The sequence below is a fragment of the Polaromonas sp. genome (genome assembly GCF_030689685.1).
Classification (GTDB): domain Bacteria; phylum Pseudomonadota; class Gammaproteobacteria; order Burkholderiales; family Burkholderiaceae_C; genus Polaromonas.
Genome location: NZ_JAUYEY010000006.1, coordinates 26,038 through 45,678 on the forward strand (window position 1 = coordinate 26,038; position 19,641 = coordinate 45,678).

Here is a 19,641-nt window from a genome sequence, read left to right on the forward strand (position 1 = left end):
CGACCTCGGCGCTCAGTGGGTCGGGCATTTGCCCTACATGCGGAAGAAGCCAGCGGGCCTACCATCGATCAGCAAGCGGGCCACCGCGCGCTTTAAAAAATTCAAACACTTCTCCGGAGAATTTCCATGAAACTGGTCCTCACCACCCTCGCTTGCGCCGCCCTCTTCCTCAGCGGCTGCGCCAACATGAATGAAACGCAGCAGGGCACGGCCAAAGGCGCCGGCATCGGTGCTGTGGCAGGCGCTGTGCTCGGCGCAGCCACTGGCGGCTCCAAAGGCGCGGCCACCGGCGCTGTCCTTGGCGGCGCTGTGGGCGCTGGTGGCGGTTATCTGTGGTCGCAGCGCATGCAGCAACAAAAGGCTGCCATGGAACGAGCCACCGTCGGTACCGGTGTGGCCGTGAGCCAGACAGCCGACAACCGCCTGAAGCTGGACATTCCTTCGGACATCTCGTTTGCCACCGGCCGTTCGGAGATCAATTCCAGCTTCGCGCCCATCCTGACGCAGTTCGCCACCAGCCTGAACCAGAACCCGGTGACCACCGTGACCATCATCGGTCACACTGACAGCACCGGCAGCGATGCCATCAACAACCCGCTGTCGATGGACCGCGCCAACAGCACCCGCAACTACCTGGTCGGTCGCGGTGTGGCCGCCAACCGCATCGGCACCGACGGCGCCGGCTCACGCCAGCCTGTGGCCGACAACAACACCGCTGCGGGCCGCGACAAGAATCGCCGCGTGGAAATTTATGTGGCTGAACCCGTCCAGGCGGCTGCCCGCTGACCAACTGCGTTTCCAGACACCCCCGGTCCTGGGGGTACTGATGACAAAACTCTTCGGGCCACCGGAGGGTTTTTTTTTGCCGGTCAGACACGCACTGTGGTGCCTGACGCTTCTTCACCAAAGGGCTCATCATGCGACTTTCAACCCACCTGCGTGCGAACGCGCAAGACATTCTTGCGGCCTGGGACGCCTTTGCCGCCACCCTAGTGCATGACGGCAGCCTGCTGGACCAGGCTACCTTGCGGGATCATGCCGGCGAAATCCTCGCGGCGATCGCCGACGAGCTTGATCGCCCGCCCGCCAGCGAGAATCCGGACACACCCCCCGACGCGGGCAAAGGGCCCTCGGAAGATCTGGAGTCAGCCGCCGAGACCCATGCCGACACCCGCATGGTCTCGGGTTTTGCGATCGATACCATGATTACCGAATACCGGGCATTCCGGAGCAACGTGGTCCGGCAGTGGGTGGACGCAGGCGGCGGGCGGGACCAGCCTCGGGACATGGAGGACCTGGTCCGTTTCCACGACGCGATGGACCAGGCGATTGCCGAGTCGGTGGCCCGCTACACCGACCAGACCCGCAAATCCACCGACCTGTTCATCGGCATCCTCGGCCACGACATCCGCAACCCGCTGGGCACCATCTCCATGTCGGCACAGTACCTTGTGCGGTCCGGGCAACTCGCCGCCAACGCCGCAGAGCCCATCATCAATAGCGTGGTCCGCATCAACAGCGTGATCGAACACGTGGTCGACTTCACACGCGCGCAGTCAGAAGGATTGATGCCCATCAATCCCAAGCCAGGCAATCTGGTGACCCAGTTTTCCAAGATCATGGAAGAAACGCGCGTGCGCAACCCGCAAAGCATCCTGCGCATGGACAGCAGCGGAAGTTTCGAGGGCAGATGGGATGAAGGGCGCATGGGGCAACTGCTGTCCAACCTGCTTGCCAACGCCATCTCCTACGGCGCCCGAGGTGAGCCCGTTACCGTGCGCCTCTGGGAGCTGGCCGACCAGGTGGCTTTTTCGGTCCACAACTTTGGCGCACCGATTTCGGTTGAGGAGCAGGCGCGGATTTTCAAGCCCCTGGTTCGCGGCTCGGCGGCAGAAAGGGGCGAACGCAGGGTGCCCAACGGGCTGGGTCTGGGTCTGTTTATTTGTCAGGAAATTGTTCGCGCCCACGGCGGAACCATCCACCTCACATCGGACGAATCCAGAGGCACTTCCTTCATCGTCAAACTGCCGCGTGGCTAAGTTCACCCCTATCGGCGCTCACTGCGTGTAGCGCCCTCTCCCCTTCCAGGGGACGGCGCCTGCGGCCTGGCAAAGCCAGTTCTGCGGCCCCTGCTGGTAAACAAAAAAGCACCCTTGCTGGGTGCTTTTTATTCGGTGCGCATTGAATCTGCCAGTGGGGGCCATGGATCCGGCTTTGCCGGTCCATAGGCGCCCGCCCCCTTGAGGGGGAGGCACTCACGAAGTGAGGGCCACGGGGGTGTTTCTATATCGTTCTTCTTCCTGCAGCCTGAGCACACGCCGCTGCACCTTGCCGGTGGTGGTCATGGGCAAGGCATCAATGAATTCGATCTCTTTGGGGTACTCGTAAGGGGCCAGCAGCGCCCTGACGTGGGCTTGCAGTTCTGCCACCAGTTTCAAGTCAAATTGGCCTGTAGCCCCCGTCTGTTGTGCGCGAGCAGCTATGAAATCAGGAGCAAGTACCACATAGGCCTTGACCACCGCGCCGCGCTCGCTGTGCGGCTTGGGCACCACGGCGGCATTGGCCACCGCCGGGTGCTTGACCAGACAGTTCTCGATCTCGCCGGGGCCGATGCGGTAGCCCGCCGCCTTGAACACATCGTCGGCCCGGCCTTCGTACCAGAGATAACCGTCTGCATCACGCACGGCCAGGTCGCCGGTGCGGCACCAGTCACCTGTGAACTTGGCCTGCGTGGCGGCTTCTTTTTTCCAGTAACCCAGAAAAAAGATCGGGTCTGGGTCGCCGTGAATGTCAAAGCGGTTGACCGCCACATCGCCCGGCACACCGACCGGGCATTCATGCCCTTCATCATCGATCACCGCGACCCGATGGCCCGGGTAGCCCTTGCCCATGCTGCCTGGCTTGGCCGGCCAGAGCGCAGAACAATTGCCAATCACGTAGTTGATCTCGGTCTGGCCAAACATCTCGTTGACGGTGACGCCAAGTTCATCGCGGCAGTACGCAAACACTGCGTCGCCGACCGCTTCTCCCGCGCTCATCATGGCTTGCAGCTTGAGGGTGAACTGCTGGCGCGGCTGCGGGTAGGCCTTCATCATGGCTTTGAGCGCCGTAGGGAACAGGAAGGTGTGCGTCACGCCCTGCTCTTGCATCAGCGTGAAGGCCAGCTCGGGGCTGAAGCGCCCGTTGAAGGCAACGATGGGCCGGCCGAAATACAGCGTGGGCAACAAGGCGTCGATCAGCCCGCCGGTCCAGGCCCAGTCTGCGGGGCTCCAGAAGACAGCGCTGCTGTCGTCCCTCACCCCAACCCTCTCCCCCGGGGAGAGGGAGGTATAAGCTCCCTCTCCCTCACCCTCTCCGTCTCCGTCTCCTTCTCCCTCTCCCGCTTGCGGGAGAGGGTTGGGGTGAGGGTCAGGGTGAGGGCTGAACCCAAACCAGTTCTGGCTGCAAACAAAACCCGGCAGGTTGCCGATCAGCGCGCGGTGCGCCAGCAGCGCGCCCTTGGGCGGTCCGGTGGTGCCACTGGTGTAGATCAATATGGCCGCATCGTCGGCTTTGGTTTTGACGGCGGTGAAGGCACGCTGTTGCGCGGCCAGGGCAGTGTCGTAATCGAGGTCGCCCCGCCCCGCCGCCGCACCAGCGGCGATCACCGTGCGCAGGGCCGGGCAGCGGCTGCGTATCGCCTGGATGTTGGCCATCGAGCTCTCGTCGCAAATCGCCAGCACCGCGTCGCTGTCCTGCAGCCGGTATTCCAGCGCCTCGGGTCCGAACAGCATGGACAGCGGCATGGCCACGGCACCCATCTGGAACACCGCCATGTAGGCGACGGCAGTCTCAAAGCGCTGCGGCATCACGATGGCGACCCGGTCGCCGCCTTTCACGCCGAGCTGCACCAGCGCATGGCTCAGTGCATCGGCCCCCTGCTGAAGTTGCAAATAGGTATAAAAAGTGGTCTCCGCCCCCGGCTGGTGGGCGTGGATAGCTACTCTTTTAATAGCATTTTTACCACCATCGGTGTGCGCCCAGCGCCTGCAGCAGACCTCGGCAATGTTGAAGTCGTCATCGACCTGCCAGCGGAAAGCGCCGTGCAGGGCGGCGTAATGATCGGGTGGCGCTGCGGACGCGATGTCCCTGCCTTGACTGTGTTGCGTTGCAAGTCTCTTTATCATCACTCCAATGTACAAAGAAAAGCGCCTCTCCCGCAGCGAGTTAGTCCCTATACGCGGCATCGACTACCACGTTCGTCACTGGGGCGAGGCTTCAAGCAGCCTGCCGCCGCTGGTGCTGGTGCACGGCTGGATGGACGTGGCCGCGTCCTACCAGTTTGTGGTCGATGCCCTGTCCGATACCTTCGTGCAAGGCCGCAGCATCATCGCGCCCGACTGGCGTGGTTATGGAAAAACCGGCAACGGGGGCATCCTTCGACAAGCTCAGGACGAACGGACGGATGCAGTGGGGAGCGCGGGAGCACCCGATTGCTTCTGGTTTCCCGACTACCTGGCCGACCTGGATTTTCTGCTGGATCATTACGCCCCCGGCCAGGCTGTAGACCTGGTCGGCCACAGCATGGGCGGCAATGTGGCCATGTTGTACGCCGGCGTGCGGCCCGAGCGCATTCGCAAACTGGTCAACCTCGAAGGTTTTGGCATGCCGGCCACGCGGCCCAGCCAGGCAGCCGGGCGCTTTGCCAAATGGATGGATGAGCTCAAAAGCCTGCACAAGGGCGAGCTGGCGCTCAAACCCTATAAGGACGCCGACGGCGTGGCCAGGCGCCTGATGCGCACCAACCCCAGGCTGCCTGCAGACAAGGCCGACTGGCTGGCGCGGCATTGGGCTGCGCCGGACGCGCAGGGCCAATGGAACATCCTGGGCGATGCGGCCCACAAAATCGTCAACGCGCAGCTCTACCGCGTCGATGAGGTGCTGGAGATCTACCAGCGTATCAGCGCCCCCACGCTGGCCATTGAAGCCTCGGACGACTCGCTGGGCAAATGGTGGCAGGGCAAATACACCTTGGCCGAGTACCATGAACGCCTCAAATCCGTGCCGCAGGTCAGTACCGCCGTGGTTCAGGACGCCGGCCACATGCTGCACCACGACCAGCCCGAACAATTGGCCGAATTGATCACCGGTTTTCTGGGCGAATAAGGCTGAGTCACGCAGCCCTATGTGGGCCAGCGCACATAAGAAGTTTCGCGCTTAGCGCATACTCGAAGCTTTGCAGCGCCTGGCGCGGGGACCCACGATGAGCGAGCCAGTCCATAACCCGCAGGACCACCTGCGCCGCACTCTGACGCGCAACGTCAGCCTGCCGCTGGCGGTGGGCACTTTCAGTGCCGCCGTTTTTGTCAGCCTCATCTTCTACCTGCTGTCCGCGCTGAGCGGTGTAGGGCAGGCCGAACGCGCCATCAGCAGCGCCAACCAGATCGCCAAGCTGGGCGCCGACATGGAAGCCAGCATGTACGGCTACCTGGTCACGGGTGAAGAGCCCCTGCTGCAACCATTTGAAATTGGCAAACCGCGTATTGCCGCAGAAACCGCCACATTGGCCGAGCTGGTGCGCAACAACCCGCCGCAGGTCAGCCGGCTCAGGCGTATTGCCGCCTTGCAAACCCAATGGAACGAGTTTGCACAAAACATTGTGGACCTGCGGCGCAAGGACCTGGACTACCAGGCGCCGGTGCGGTCCGCAGGCGGCAAAAGCCTGACCGATGAAATCCGGCGCGAGTTCACCGGGTTCATCAGCACCGAAGAGCGCCTGCTGCAAGAGCGCAACGCACAGGCTCGCAACAACACCGCCTGGGGCATGGCAGGCTATCTGCTCCTGAGCCTGGGCATGAGCGGGCTGCTGGCGCTGTTGGGCCACCGTGAGTTGCAACGTTTGTCCGACTCTTACGGCGCGGCAGAACAAAAACAGGCGGCTACCGCACTGCTGCTGGACCAGCAGCTCTGGCTGCGCACCGGTCAGCGGCAACTGGCCGAACACACCATTGGTCAGCAGGCGCTGGAGTCCCTGGGCCGCAGCGTGCTCGAATTCGTGGCGCGGTATCTGGACGTTGCCGTAGCCGCGCTGTATGTGCGGGAAGACAATGGCGACCTGCGGCGCGTGGCGGGTTACGGCTTCAGTGCCGGCGACGAAGCCAAAGGGCACAGCTTTTACAGCGCCGAGGGCATGGTGGGTCAGGCAGCGCTTGCAAACCAGGTGATGCAACTTGACAACCTGCCTGACAACTACCTGAAAATTGTCTCCGGCCTGGGCAAGGGTTCACCGCGCCATGTGCTCTTGATACCCGTGCACAACGACGGCCAGGTCAACGGCGTGGTCGAACTCGGTTTTCTGCGCGCGCTGGGCGCGCGCGACCTTGAGTTCGTCAACATGATTGCCAACAACATCGGCAACTCCATCCACGCGGCGCTGTACCGAAGGCGGCTGCAAGACGTGCTGGCAGAAAGCCAGCAGCTCAATGAAGACCTGCAGTCGCAGCAGGAAGAGCTGCGCAGCGTCAACGACGAACTCGAAGAAAAATCGCGCGTGCTCAAGGAGTACCAGGTTAATCTGGAGAACCAGCAAGCCGAGCTGGAGCAGACCAATGAGCAGTTGTCCGAACTGGCCACCTCGCTGGACCAGAAAAACGGCGCTCTCAACCAGGCGCAGACCCTGCTGGAAGAACGCGCCGAAGAACTCAGCCGCGCCAGCCGCTACAAGTCGGAGTTTCTGGCCAACATGTCGCATGAGCTGCGTACACCGCTGAACAGCTCGCTGATTCTGGCCAAGCTGCTGGCAGACAACCCCAAGGGCAACCTGAACGAAGAACAGGTGCGGTTTGCACAATCAATTTACTCTGCCGGTAACGATCTGCTGAACCTGATCAATGACATTCTCGACATCTCCAAGGTCGAAGCCGGCAAACTGGAGCTGATGCCGGAAGACATCCTGCTGAGCCATCTGGTGAATTCGCTGAAAAACACCTTTGAGCCCATGGCCAACCAGAAGCAGCTGAAGTTCGAAATCACCATCAACCCCGGCACGCCCATCACCCTGGTCAGTGACCGCCAGCGCGTGGAGCAGGTGCTGAAAAACCTGCTGTCCAACGCAATCAAGTTCACCGACGCAGGCAAGGTCAGCCTGAATGTGTCGCAGCGAAGTGATGGGCAGATTGCTTTTGCAGTGCAGGACACGGGCATAGGCATACACCCCGATCAGCAAAGCATCATTTTCGATGCCTTCCACCAGGCCGATGGCACGACCAGCCGCCGTTATGGCGGAACCGGCCTGGGCCTGTCGATTTCACGCGATCTCAGCGGTTTGCTGGGCGGCTCCATCACGCTGCAAAGCCGAGAAGGCCAGGGCAGCTGCTTCACGCTGCTGCTGCCCACCGTCTGGACGCCAGCCCAGGTGCTGCCGTCTGCGCCAGCGCCGCGCCGCCCCGCCCCGCCCGCGCGCATGGCCATGCCCGCAAGCCCCTTCGGCGGCGCGTCCTCGGCGACGGATATCTCGCCCGTGCCGGTGTTCGCCGATGACAGGCACAAGCCGCTGACCAGCCGGCTGGTGTTGGTGATTGAGGACGATCCCACCTTCGCACAAATCCTCTACGACCTGGCCCATGAGCTGGGTTACGACTGCCTGGTCGCACATGGCGCAGAACACGGCCTTGCGCTGGCCACGCAGTTTTTACCGGCCGCCATTTTGCTCGACATGGGTCTGCCCGATCGCAACGGCCTGACGGTGCTGGAGCAGCTCAAACACAACCCGCTGACCCGCCATTTGCCGGTGCATGTGGTGTCGGGTGAAGAGCCACGTGAGCCCGCCTTGCAAATGGGCGCCATCGGCTACACCATCAAGCCCACCACACGCGAGCAGCTCCAGGCGGTGTTCAAGAAGCTGGAAGACAAACTCACGCAAAAGGTCAAACGTGTGCTGCTGGTGGAAGACGATGCCTTGCAGCGCGCCAGCGTGACCAGCCTGATCGGCGACGACGACGTGGAGATCACAGCGGTGGAAACCGGCGAAGAAGCGCTGGTGCTGCTGTCCCAAACGATCTACGACTGCATGATCATTGACCTGAAGCTTCCCGACATCCAGGGCTATGAGCTGCTGCAGCGCATGGCCACTGAAGAGATTTCATCGTTCCCGCCGGTGATTGTGTATACCGGGCGCAACCTGTCGCGGCAGGAAGAAGCCGATCTTCTGAAATATTCTCGCTCCATCATCATCAAGGGCGCGCGCTCGCCCGAGCGCCTGCTCGACGAGGTGACGCTGTTTCTGCACAAGGTCGAAGCCGACCTGTCGGCCGAGCGCCAGGTCATGCTCAAGGCCGTGCGCAGCCGCGACAAGGTGTTTGAAGGCCGCCGCGTGCTGCTGGTGGACGACGACGTGCGCAACATCTTTGCATTGACCAGCGCGCTGGAGCAAAAAGGCATATTGGTCGAGATCGGCCGCAACGGCTTTGAGGCGATCAGCAAGCTCAATGAAGTCGAGAGTATTGACCTGGTGCTGATGGACGTCATGATGCCCGGCATGGACGGCCTGGAAGCCACGCGCCGTATCCGCCAGGACCCGCGCTTCCAGAAGCTGCCCATCATCGCCGTCACCGCCAAAGCCATGAAGGACGACCAGGAGCAATGCCTGAAAGCCGGTACCAACGACTACTTGGCCAAGCCGATTGATCTGGACCGCCTGTTCTCGCTGTTGCGCGTCTGGATGCCTAACGTGGAACGGGTTTGAGCGTGCCCAGAAAGAGCGCTACGCCAAAGCCGGTTCTGGCCACAGCATCGGCCCATCATTCGCGGGCCAGCGTCAGCGAGTCCGAGCTGCACCTGCTGATGGAAGCGATTTACCTCACCTACAGCTACGACTTCAGAGATTATTCCGGCGCATCGCAAAAGCGCCGCCTTCTGCAGGCCATGGCCCACTTTGAGTGCCCCACCGTTGGGACGTTGCAGACCCTGGTGCTGAAGGACGCCACACTTTTCATGGAGTTGCTGCAGTACCTGACGATCCCGGTCAGCGAGATGTTTCGCGATCCTGCGTTTTTTCTGGCGCTGCGTCAGAAGGTCATGCCGGTGCTGCAAACCTACCCGTCGCTCAAGATCTGGATTGCTGGTTGCAGCACGGGGGAAGAGGTGTATTCGCTGGCTATTTTGCTGCGTGAGGAAGGTCTGCTGGACAAGTCGCTGATCTACGCGACAGACATCAATCCAATGGCGCTGGAAAAGGCCAGGCGGGGCATTTTCCCCCTTGGCAGTATCAAGGGGCACACGGTCAACTACCAGCAGGCTGGTGGCAAGCAGGCATTTTCTGACTACTACAGCGCCGCGTACGACGCCGCCGTTTTTGACCCCTCACTCTGCGAAAATGTCACATTCTCCGACCACAGCCTGGCCACCGACAGCGTGTTTTCCGAAACGCAGCTGGTGCTGTGCCGCAATGTGCTGATTTATTTCAACAAGACCCTGCAGAACCGCGCCCTCGGGCTGTTTCATGAATCGCTGAGCCACCGCGGCTTCATGGCCCTGGGCAGCAAGGAAAGCATCGAGTTCTCGGCTTATGCGGACCATTTTGCAGTGCTGGACAAGCCAGCCCGGATTTTCCGCAAGCTCAAGGTGGCGCCGATCTGAGCACCATGAAAGCCACGGCAAAAAAAAAGCAGGCCATCGAAGCCGTCGTCATCGGCGCTTCTGCCGGTGGTGTGCATGCCTTGCTGGTCGTGCTGGCAGATTTGCCGCGCAGCTTTCGCCTGCCGCTGATGGTGGTGATACATCTACCGGAAGACCGCGAGAGCCAGTTGGCCGAGATTTTTCAGTACCGGCTGCCCATCGCCGTTCGCGAAGCCGCCGACAAGGAAAGCATCGCCCCGGCCACCTTGTATTTTGCCGGTTCGGGGTATCACCTGTCGGTGGAGATGGACCGCACGTTTTCACTCAGTTGCGAAGAGGCCGTGCACTATTCGCGCCCCTCGATCGACGTTCTGATGGCGTCCGCGGCCGATTGTTATGGCTCCGCCTTGGCGGGTGTCGTGTTGACGGGCGCCAACGAAGACGGCGCTGCCGGCCTGGCACGCATCAAGCAGCAAGGCGGCCTGACTGTGGTGCAGGACCCCGCCGAGGCGGAGGTGTCTACCATGCCGGAGGCGGCTATCGCCAGGCTCAAACCAGATGTCGTTCTCAAGCTGGCTGGCATCCGTGATTTACTGTTTAGACTTGGCAGTCCATGATGTTTGAGCGCCGTACCTCAAATACCTTGTGTGTGTTAGCGCACAGACGGTCTATTTGCTAACTTGCACGCTTGGGAAAAACACCCATGAAACTTTTCATCCCTATTTTGGCCCCACAGGCCACGCAGTCCCCATGACAATGGCCAGTTTTGACACAGCGCCTACCCACTCACCGCCGGAGCCGCCTCTACACTCGAAGAAATATCTGCCCCCGTCTGAGTCTACGGACCCCCAGCTCATGGTCGAAGAAAATACCACCCGCATCCTCATCGTCGACGATTTGCAGGAGAACCTGCTGGCCCTGAACGCGCTGATCCGCCACAAGGACCGGACGATTGTCCAGGCCTCGCGCGGTGAAGACGCGCTGAACCTGCTGCTGGAGCACGAGTTTGCACTGGCGATTCTGGATGTTCAGATGCCAGGCATGAACGGGTTTGAGCTGGCCGAGCTGATGCGCGGCACCGAGAAGACCCGCCATATTCCGATCATTTTTGTGACGGCCGCCGGCAAGGAGTCCAACTACGCTTTCAAGGGTTACGAAACCGGTGCGGTGGACTTTCTGTACAAGCCACTGGACATGGAGGCCGTCAAAAGCAAGGTCAGCGTGTTCGTGGAACTTCATCGCCAGCGCAATGAAACCCGCCGGCAGGTGCAGGCCCTGGAAAAAAGCCGGCTGGCGCAGGAAGCCTTGTTGCAAGAGCTGCAAGCCTCCCAGGCAGAGTTGCAGGCATCCATACGCATGCGCGACGACTTCATGTCCATGGTGGCGCATGAGCTGCGCACGCCGCTCAACACCCTGTTTCTCGAAGCGCAGCTGCGCAAGATGCAACTGGACCGGGGGCGCACCGACCTGTTTGACCCCGCGTACCTGCAAACCATGGTGGCGCGCGACAAACGCCAGGTCCAGGCCATGATGCGGCTGATCGACGACATGATGGATGTCGCGCGCATTCGCAGCAACCGGCTGTCGATCCGGCCTGAAATGGTCGATCTGCCCGCCTTGCTGGCCCGTGTGGTGGACAACCTGTCCAACCAGGCCCTGGCTGCAGGCAGCGCCATCACGCTGCATGCCGATGTGCCAGTCACGGCCCTGTGGGATGAATTCCGGATTGAACAGGTGGTCATCAACCTGCTGACCAACGCCCTGCGTTACGGCGAAGGCAAGCCGGTGTCCGTCAGCCTGAGTTTGCTGCCGCAGGGCGCCTGTATCAGCGTGCGGGACCGGGGCCGGGGCATCTCCGCGTCTGACCAGCAACGGATTTTCGAGCAGTTCGAGCGCATCGCCATCAATGACGATACCGGTGGCTTGGGCCTGGGCCTGTACATCACCCGGCAACTGGTGGAAGCACACGGCGGCAGCATCAGCGTGCAAAGCACGCCCGGCGAAGGCTCTGTCTTCAGCATCATTCTGCCGCTGAATTCGAGCGTTGAACCCCCGGCCTGAAAAAGGCAGGCTGCAGCCTGCCGGCAGGGGCAAAATGCAGGCATGCAACACCTCCGTCGTCCCGCATCGCCGTCTCCACGCTCTGCAGTTTACTCACTTTTTGATAGCTATCTACGCCCACTGGATATGGGCAGGAGCTCGATTTGGCTTGTAATTGTGGCTCTGGCGGCGCTGACTGCCCAAGCCGCCGACGCATTTGACCTGCAGGGCCACCGCGGCGCGCGCGGCCTCGCGCCGGAGAACACCCTGCCAGCCTTCGAGCGGGCACTGGCTATCGGTGTCAGCACGCTGGAGCTGGACGTCGGCCTGACTGCGGATGGCGTGGTGGTGATCGCGCATGACCCCTACCTGAACCCGCTGATCACGCGCGACGCTGGTGGCCAGTGGCTGGCCGCCAGCCGCGGCCCGCTGATCCGTTCGCTGAGCTTCGCGCAATTGCAGGGCTATGACGTGGGCCGCATTCAGCCGGGCACGCCCTACGCCACCACCTTCAGCAACCAGCAGCCGCTGGATGGTGCCCGCATCCCGACGCTGGCCGCGCTGTTCGAGCGTGTGAAGTTGATGGGCGCTGGCAATGTGCGTTTCAACATCGAAACCAAGCTCAACCCGGAGCAGCCGGACGATACCGCGAGCCCTGAGTTGATGACGGAAGCACTGCTGAAGGTCGTGCGCGATGCCGGTGTGCTGGAGCGCGTCAGCATCCAGAGCTTTGACTGGCGCGCGCTGCAAATTGTGCAGCGGCTGGAGCCAAGCGTGCCCACGGTTTACCTGAGTCTGCAGAGCGCCAACAACGACACCATTCGCAACGGCGCCTGGACGGCGGGTTTCAAAATCGCCGAGCACCCCAGCGTGCCGGCCATGGTCAAAGCCGCCGGCGGCGCGGTCTGGTCGCCCAATGGCGGCGCGGTGACACAGGCGCTGGTGCAGCAAGCGCAGGCGCTGGGCCTGAAAGTCATTCCCTGGACCATCAACCAGGCGGCCGACATGGAGCGGCTGATAGGCTGGGGCGTGGACGGGCTGATCACCGATTACCCGGACCGCCTGCGCGACGTTTTGCGGCAGCGCCAATTGCCGCTGCCGCAACCCCTGACGCCATTGAAAAAATGAGGACTTGCGGAGCATGAGAAAATAGCTGGTTGACCCCAGACCACACAGGATTTCCCATGGAAGCAGAACGCATCAACACCATCGCCAATCAGCTCGCCGACCTGAGCAACCGGGTCAACGAGCTTCGGGGGTATCTTTGACTACCCTGCCAAAGAACGTAAATTAAACGAGGTCAACGCCGCACTGGAAGACACGAAAGTCTGGGACAACCCCAAACGCGCGCAAGAGCTGGGCCGGGAAAAGAAATCGCTGGAAGACGTGGTGTATGTGATCGACCGCCTGAGCGCCGAGCTGGCGGACAACAGCGAGTTGTTCGAGATGTCCAAAGGCGAAGGCGACGAAGCCGGCATGATCTCGATTGAAGGCGAGACGGCGCAGGTCGCGGTAGAAGTCGAAAAAATGGAATTCCGCCGGATGTTCAACAACCCGGCCGATCCGCTCAACGCTTTTCTGGACATCCAGGCCGGTGCTGGCGGCACCGAAGCCTGCGACTGGGCCAGCATGCTGCTGCGCCAGTACCTCAAATACGCCGAGCGCAAGGGCTTCAAGACGCAGATTGAAGACGAAACCGCCGGCGACACGGCGGGCATCAAAGGCGCCACCATCAAGATCGAGGGCGAATACGCCTTCGGCCTGCTGCGCACCGAAACCGGCGTGCACCGCCTGGTGCGCAAGTCGCCGTTTGACTCATCGGGCGGTCGTCACACCTCGTTTGCGTCGGTGTTTGTCTATCCCGAGATCGACGACTCGATCGAGATCGACATCAACCCCTCGGACGTGCGTGTGGACACCTTCCGCGCCAGCGGCGCCGGTGGCCAGCACATCAACAAGACCGACTCGGCGGTGCGCCTGACGCACATTCCGACCGGCATTGTGGTGCAGTGCCAGGACGGCCGCAGCCAGCACAGCAACCGCGACGTGGCCTGGAAACGCCTGCGCTCACGCCTGTATGACTTTGAGCTGCGCAAACAGCAGGAAGCGCAGCAAAAGCTGGAAGACACCAAAACCGACGTGGGCTGGGGCCACCAGACCCGCAGCTATGTGCTGGACCAGAGCCGCATCAAGGATTTGCGCACCAACTACGAGACCTCGGCCACGCAGAAAGTGCTGGACGGTGACTTGGACCCGTTCATAGAGGCTTCGTTAAAACAAGGCGTGTAAGACATACCCAGCCTATAATCGTGACACGATATTAACAATGGTGACACATTATGCAAACCATCAACGTCCGCGAGCTTCGCAACACCATTCCGCACTTGCGCGAAACGCTGGAACGTGAGCACGAGTTGCTGCTCGTGTCTAACGGCGAGCCGATTGCACGCATTTTACCGATCACAAAACGGCCAAAGCTTCAGTCACTCAAATGGTTGCGCGATCAGATGGGCGGCATGCAAACCGACTCCACCGCGATGATCCGCGAGGAACGTGACAGGCGCGGCACATGATGCCTGTGGCTTACGTGGATACGAGCGCGTTTCTTAAACGCTTTCTGTTAGAGCACCGCTCGGCCGAGATGGAGGCTTTTGCGACCTCCAGCCAGTATCAACTGGCAATCTCATCCCTGACGGTGACCGAGTTCCGTTCAGTCATGAAACGAGGCCAGCGTCTGGGGACCACAAGCGCCGAATTCACGCACAGGGCAACCGAGCAGTTACTGCAAGAGATAGCCAGCGGTGCCTTGCGTTTTCACACCATCGACGCGGCCATATTTAGCCTGGCGGGTGAGCTTATCGAAGGGCTGTCTTCTCCACTCGGCACGCTCGATGCGATCCACCTGGCTTGCGCCAAGGCAACCGGCGCTGTTCTGATGGTCTCCGCCGACCGTCAGTTGCTACGCGCCGCTGAGGAGTCTTCCATGGAGATTCTGGACTTGAGCCCGCAAGCTGCATCTTTCACCTGAGGCGCTCTACGCTTCAGGACACCCCTTCAGCGCTCCATCCGCACATCATCCGAAAGAAAAAAATGCTCCGAGAAGGCCAACCCGCCGTCATCCACCGCGCCGACTACACCGCCCCCGCCTACTGGATTGACACCGTCGATCTGTCATTTGACCTGGACCCAGCCAAAACGCGCGTACTGAACAAAATGACGCTGCGGCGCAATCCGGATGTTGCGATGCAGCCGCTCCAGCTCGACGGCGAAGAGCTCAACCTGGCGCGCGTGCTGGTCAATGGCCAGGGTGCGTCCTTCCGCATGGAAGGCGACAAACTGGTGCTGGACAATCTTCCGGATACTTTCGAGCTGGAAATTTTTACCACCTGCGCGCCTGCCAAAAACACCAAGCTGATGGGCTTGTACGTCAGCAACAACTCTTTCTTCACGCAGTGCGAGGCCGAAGGCTTCAGGCGTATCACCTACTTTCTGGACCGCCCGGACGTGATGGCCAGCTACACGGTGACGCTGCGCGCCGACCCAGCGGCCTACCCGGTGCTGCTGTCCAACGGCAACCTGGTCGAGCAGGGCACTCTGGATGATGGCCGCCACTTTGCCAAGTGGGTAGACCCGCACAAAAAACCCGCCTACCTGTTTGCCCTGGTGGCCGGTCAGCTGGTTGCGCGCGAACAGCGCATCACCTCACGCGCCGGCAAAGACCATTTGCTACAGGTCTATGTGCGGCCCGGTGACCTGGACAAAACCGAACACGCGATGGCCTCGCTGATGCATTCGGTGGCCTGGGACGAAGCGCGTTTTGGCCTGAGTCTGGACCTGGAGCGTTTCATGATTGTTGCCACCAGCGACTTCAACATGGGCGCGATGGAAAACAAGGGCCTGAACATCTTCAACACCAAGTACGTGCTGGCGAGTCAGGCCACCGCCACAGACACCGATTATTCGAACATCGAAAGTGTGGTGGGTCACGAATACTTTCACAACTGGACCGGCAACCGCATTACCTGCCGGGACTGGTTTCAGCTGAGCCTGAAAGAGGGCCTGACTGTTTTCCGTGATCAGGAGTTTTCGCAGGACCTTTGCGCGGCACCGTCGGCCCGCGCCGTCAAACGCATTGAAGACGTGCGTGTGCTGCGCACCGCGCAGTTCCCCGAGGACGCGGGCCCGATGGCGCACCCGGTACGGCCTGACAGCTATATCGAGATCAGCAACTTCTACACCGTCACGATTTACGAAAAAGGCGCCGAAGTTGTGCGCATGATGCAAACGCTTGTGGGCAGGGATGGTTTTGCAAAAGGCATGAAGCTCTACTTTGAGCGCCACGACGGCCAGGCCGTGACCTGCGACGACTTTGCACAGGCGATAGCCGACGCCAACCCCGCATCCGACCTGGCAGGCCTGTTGCCGCAGTTCAAGCGCTGGTACAGCCAGGCCGGCACGCCGCGTGTGTATGGCACGGGGGTGTATGACGCCGCCGCGCGCACTTACACGCTGACCCTGTCGCAAAGCTGCGCGCCCACACCGGGCCAGGCCGCCAAGGAACCCTTTGTGATCCCGGTTGGCCTGGGTCTGCTCGGCGCCGACGGCGCTGACCTGCCGCTGCAGCTCGAAGGCGAAGCCGCGCCAGTGGCCGCGCCGCGCACTTTTGTGCTGACCGAAGCCAGCCAGGCGCTGAGCTTCATCAACATGGATGCGCAACCCGTGCCATCCATCCTGCGCGGCTTCAGCGCGCCGGTGGTGCTGGAGTTCGACTACAGCGACGCACACCTGCTGCACCTGCTGGACAAGGACATCGACCCCTTCAACCGCTGGGAAGCCGGGCAACGCCTGGCGGTTCGCAGCGCTATCAAATCCATAGCTGCCAGTGCTTATCCGGCAGGGGCTGAGCCGCTGAATGATGCTTATCTCGAGGCCATGCGCAGCGTGCTGCGCGACCCTGCACTGGACGCCGCCTTCAAGGATCTGGTGCTGACGCTGCCGGGTGAAACCTACATCGCCGAACAGCTTGACGTGGTGGACCCGCAGCGCATTCACGCGGTGCGCGAAGCCATGCGCGCACAACTCGCCACCGCGCTGGCCGAGGACTGGGCCGTGGTGTACGCAGCCAACCAGGACAACGGCGCCTACACGCCCGACCCACTGTCTTCGGGACGGCGCGCGCTGGCCGGCATGGCGCTCACGCACTTGTGCCTTGCCGCCGTCGCCAGCGGCGATACCGTCTGGCCCGGCAAGACCTTCCAGCGCTTCAAGGACGCGGGCAACATGACCGACCGCTTCAACGCGCTGGCGGCGCTGGTCTCCAGCGGCCACCCGCTGGCGGACCAGGCCCTGCCCCGCTTCCACGCCATGTTCAAGGACGAAGCGCTGGTCATCGACAAATGGTTCAGCTTGCAGGCCGGCGCGCCGGACCGCAGCGGCAACATCCTGCCGGCCGTCAAGCAGCTCATGAAACACGCCGACTTCAGCCTGCGCAACCCGAACCGCGCGCGCAGCGTCGTCAGCACCTACTGCCAGGGCAACCCGGCGGCTTTCCACCGCGCAGACGCAGCAGGCTACGTCTTCTGGAGTGAGCGCGTGATTGAGCTCGACGTGATCAACCCGCAAGTCGCCGCCCGGCTGGCGCGCGCGCTGGACCGCTGGAGCAAGCTGGCTGAACCGTATCGCAGCGCCGCCCGCGAAGCGATTGCCCGGGTTGCCGCCAAGTCTGATTTGAGCAAGGACACGCACGAGGTGGTCTCGCGCGCTTTAGCCGACTAATACAACCCGTCAGTGCGGACTTGATCCGCAATCCATGGATCCCGGATCAAGTCCGGGATGACAAACCGAGGAGCTTCACGATGTCTTCAAAAGTATCTCTCACGCGTTATCTGGTCGAGCAGCAACGCATCGACGGCCACATTCCCTCGCAGCTTCGTCTGCTGCTCGAGGTAGTCGCCCGCGCCTGCAAAAGCATCAGCCAGGCTGTCAACAAGGGCGCGCTGGGCAGTGTCATGGGCAGCGCCGAGAGCGAAAACGTGCAGGGCGAGATCCAGAAAAAGCTCGACATCATTGCCAACGAGGTGCTGATCGAAGCCAACGAGTGGGGCGGCCACCTGGCCGGCATGGCCAGTGAAGAAATGGAAGGCATCTACGTGGTGCCCAACCGTTACCCGCAAGGTGAATACCTGTTGCTGTTCGACCCGCTCGACGGCTCCAGCAACATCGACATCAATGTCAGCATTGGCACCATCTTCAGCGTACTGAAGATGCCCGAAGGTGACCGGGGGGTGGACGAGTCTGATTTTTTACAAGCCGGCAACAAACAGGTCGCCGCAGGTTATTGCATCTACGGCCCGCAGACCACGCTGGTGCTGACCGTCGGTGACGGCGTCGCCATGTTCACGCTCGACCGCGAGCAGGGCTCGTTTGTGCTGATCGAAGAGAATGTGCAGATCCCGGAAGACACCAAAGAGTTCGCCATCAACATGAGCAACATGCGGCACTGGGACGAACCGGTCAAACGCTACATCGACGAGCTGCTGGCCGGCAAGGACGGTCCGCGCGGCAAGAACTTCAACATGCGCTGGATCGCCGCCATGGTGGCCGACGTACACCGCATCTTGTGCCGTGGTGGCGTCTTTTTATACCCGTGGGACAACCGTGAGCCCGACAAGGCCGGCAAGCTGCGCCTGATGTACGAGGCCAACCCCATGAGCTGGCTGATCGAGCAGGCCGGCGGCGCCGCCACCAACGGCAAGCAGCGCATCCTGGACATTCAGCCGACCAAGCTGCATGAACGTGTGAGCGTGATCCTGGGTTCGAAGAACGAGGTGGAGCGGGTGACGAGCTACCACGCCAAATAGCCCCAGCTATAATCGCAGGCTGTATTCAGGAAGCGCTGAATAAGTCCTTGTGGATGCGCGGCAGGCGGATTGGGATGGGATGCAAGGCGGATTTCGCAGCCAATAGTCAGCTATTGGCAAGAAGTTCAACGAAGCAGGCCGCCCAAGCCCGACTGATGGCGCGCCGCAAGGGGCTTGTTCAGCGCTTCCTCCAAAAACGCCGGTGTAGCTCAGTCGGTAGAGCAGCTCATTCGTAATGAGAAGGTCGGGTGTTCGATTCATCTCTCCGGCACCAATGAAAAGGGGGTAGGCTTCCGGGTCTATCCCCTTCTTCACGTAGTCAGTACGTAACCGCTGGCTAATTACGATCCCAACTCGATTTTTTGTTCAAGCCGAGCGTTCGACGTAAGGCTGAGCGGCGTACGTCCACTGAGACTCGGTGCGACGCAGGTTAGGCGTCAGCGCGTTATTGATCGCACAGTTCATTGTTTTCTGATTCTTTCGAACGGCGCAGCGCATTCGCCATTCCAAAAGCCCTTCAGGTCAAAGTCCTTGCGCTCGGAGTCCCACCACAATACAGCGTCAGATTTCCAAAGTTCGGATTTGGCCACCGGAACTTTAGAAATGCGTTCAAACTTCTCCAGAAGTTGATATGCATTCGGCTCGTATTTCATACTGAATCCAACAATGGCGCAGATGTAGACGTTTGAGATTCGACTATTTTTATCCATGAATTCGCTGGATTTGTAGTCAATGGCACCGCACACTGCCGATGTGAACAAGAGCGTAGCGATGGCGGCAAATCGAACACTTGGCAGAAGAATCAATTTCATTTCTACGACCTTTTATCCAATTTTTTGGATGCTGCAATCTAGAGCGTGAGCGTTAAGCTTTTTTTCCGGCCGCAATGAACTCGCCATCTGGCAAAGTCTTGCGCCAGCCATGATCAACATTCTGAGGGGGATAAATATTCAAATAGTGCCAAACGTGATATTTTGCGACCACCATTCCTTCTGCGTTTACTTCTTCGTAAAAGTCATCATCGTTGTCCATACCCTTTCGCTGTGCGGATTTCGCATCCGTGAGAACGAGCGTATTACCGGGTTCAACAGGCAGGAACGGTAGCGTCCTCGGATCGATTGCAGTCATATGATTTGGAGTATCTTGA

Annotated in this window: 16 protein-coding genes and 1 tRNA gene; 14 read left to right on the plus strand and 3 right to left on the minus strand. The window is 60.9% G+C overall.

The window, feature by feature from the left end; all coding sequences use genetic code 11:
- The first annotated feature begins 126 nt into the window (after positions 1–126).
- Positions 127–786: an OmpA family protein gene (locus Q8O29_RS00955; RefSeq protein ID WP_305560184.1), complete on the plus strand. Its 660-nt coding sequence runs from the start codon at positions 127–129 to the stop codon at positions 784–786.
- A 131-nt stretch (positions 787–917) separates the two neighbouring features.
- Entirely contained in the window at positions 918–2,039 is a 1,122-nt protein-coding gene (locus Q8O29_RS00960) for a sensor histidine kinase (RefSeq protein WP_305560185.1), read from the plus strand.
- 216 nt (positions 2,040–2,255) lie between these two features.
- Here Q8O29_RS00960 and Q8O29_RS00965 read toward each other — a convergent pair whose 3' ends face one another.
- On the minus strand, positions 2,256–4,166 hold the full coding sequence (locus tag Q8O29_RS00965) for an acyl-CoA synthetase (protein WP_305560186.1): 1,911 nt from the start codon (positions 4,164–4,166) through the stop codon (positions 2,256–2,258).
- Between the two features lie 7 nt (positions 4,167–4,173).
- On the opposite strand from Q8O29_RS00965, the gene Q8O29_RS00970 reads away from it, so the two are divergent.
- The 12 genes from Q8O29_RS00970 to Q8O29_RS01025 all read left to right on the plus strand — a co-directional run bounded on the left by Q8O29_RS00970 (position 4,174) and on the right by Q8O29_RS01025 (position 18,768).
- Positions 4,174–5,145, plus strand: a complete 972-nt coding sequence (locus Q8O29_RS00970; protein WP_305560187.1) for an alpha/beta fold hydrolase — start codon at positions 4,174–4,176, stop codon at positions 5,143–5,145.
- A gap of 97 nt (positions 5,146–5,242) precedes the next feature.
- Positions 5,243–8,722: a response regulator gene (locus tag Q8O29_RS00975; protein WP_305560188.1), complete on the plus strand. Its 3,480-nt coding sequence runs from the start codon at positions 5,243–5,245 to the stop codon at positions 8,720–8,722.
- A 35-nt stretch (positions 8,723–8,757) separates the two neighbouring features.
- Complete coding sequence (locus tag Q8O29_RS00980; RefSeq protein ID WP_305560312.1) at positions 8,758–9,615, plus strand: protein-glutamate O-methyltransferase CheR; 858 nt, start codon at positions 8,758–8,760, stop codon at positions 9,613–9,615.
- Between the two features lie 5 nt (positions 9,616–9,620).
- Complete coding sequence (locus Q8O29_RS00985; protein ID WP_305560189.1) at positions 9,621–10,211, plus strand: chemotaxis protein CheB; 591 nt, start codon at positions 9,621–9,623, stop codon at positions 10,209–10,211.
- 238 nt (positions 10,212–10,449) lie between these two features.
- Positions 10,450–11,655 (plus strand): hybrid sensor histidine kinase/response regulator, encoded by a 1,206-nt coding sequence (locus tag Q8O29_RS00990; RefSeq protein ID WP_305560190.1) that lies wholly within the window; start codon positions 10,450–10,452, stop codon positions 11,653–11,655.
- A gap of 156 nt (positions 11,656–11,811) precedes the next feature.
- Positions 11,812–12,762, plus strand: coding sequence for a glycerophosphodiester phosphodiesterase (locus Q8O29_RS00995; protein WP_305560191.1), 951 nt, complete (start codon positions 11,812–11,814; stop codon positions 12,760–12,762).
- Positions 12,763–12,818: 56 nt separating this feature from the next.
- Positions 12,819–13,923, plus strand: a protein-coding gene (gene prfB, locus Q8O29_RS01000; RefSeq protein ID WP_305560192.1) for a peptide chain release factor 2 whose coding sequence is annotated in 2 segments (ribosomal slippage) — positions 12,819–12,899 and positions 12,901–13,923 — 1,104 coding nt in all. Because the reading frame shifts where the segments join, the coding sequence is not laid out codon by codon here.
- Positions 13,924–13,973: 50 nt separating this feature from the next.
- Complete coding sequence (locus Q8O29_RS01005; RefSeq protein ID WP_305560193.1) at positions 13,974–14,207, plus strand: type II toxin-antitoxin system Phd/YefM family antitoxin; 234 nt, start codon at positions 13,974–13,976, stop codon at positions 14,205–14,207.
- Positions 14,204–14,662, plus strand: coding sequence for a type II toxin-antitoxin system VapC family toxin (locus Q8O29_RS01010; protein ID WP_305560194.1), 459 nt, complete (start codon positions 14,204–14,206; stop codon positions 14,660–14,662). The genes Q8O29_RS01005 and Q8O29_RS01010 overlap by 4 nt, the downstream gene beginning before the upstream one ends.
- Positions 14,663–14,724: 62 nt before the next feature.
- Positions 14,725–17,409: an aminopeptidase N gene (gene pepN, locus Q8O29_RS01015; protein ID WP_305560195.1), complete on the plus strand. Its 2,685-nt coding sequence runs from the start codon at positions 14,725–14,727 to the stop codon at positions 17,407–17,409.
- An 80-nt stretch (positions 17,410–17,489) separates the two neighbouring features.
- A complete protein-coding gene (locus Q8O29_RS01020) occupies positions 17,490–18,494 on the plus strand; it encodes a class 1 fructose-bisphosphatase (protein WP_305560196.1) in 1,005 nt (334 codons plus the stop codon).
- Between the two features lie 198 nt (positions 18,495–18,692).
- A tRNA-Thr gene (locus Q8O29_RS01025) sits at positions 18,693–18,768 on the plus strand.
- 187 nt (positions 18,769–18,955) lie between these two features.
- Here the strand turns inward: Q8O29_RS01025 and Q8O29_RS01030 are convergent.
- Entirely contained in the window at positions 18,956–19,306 is a 351-nt protein-coding gene (locus Q8O29_RS01030) for a hypothetical protein (RefSeq protein WP_305560197.1), read from the minus strand.
- 52 nt (positions 19,307–19,358) lie between these two features.
- Complete coding sequence (locus Q8O29_RS01035) at positions 19,359–19,622, minus strand: hypothetical protein (protein ID WP_305560198.1); 264 nt, start codon at positions 19,620–19,622, stop codon at positions 19,359–19,361.
- Positions 19,623–19,641: the final 19 nt, after the last annotated feature.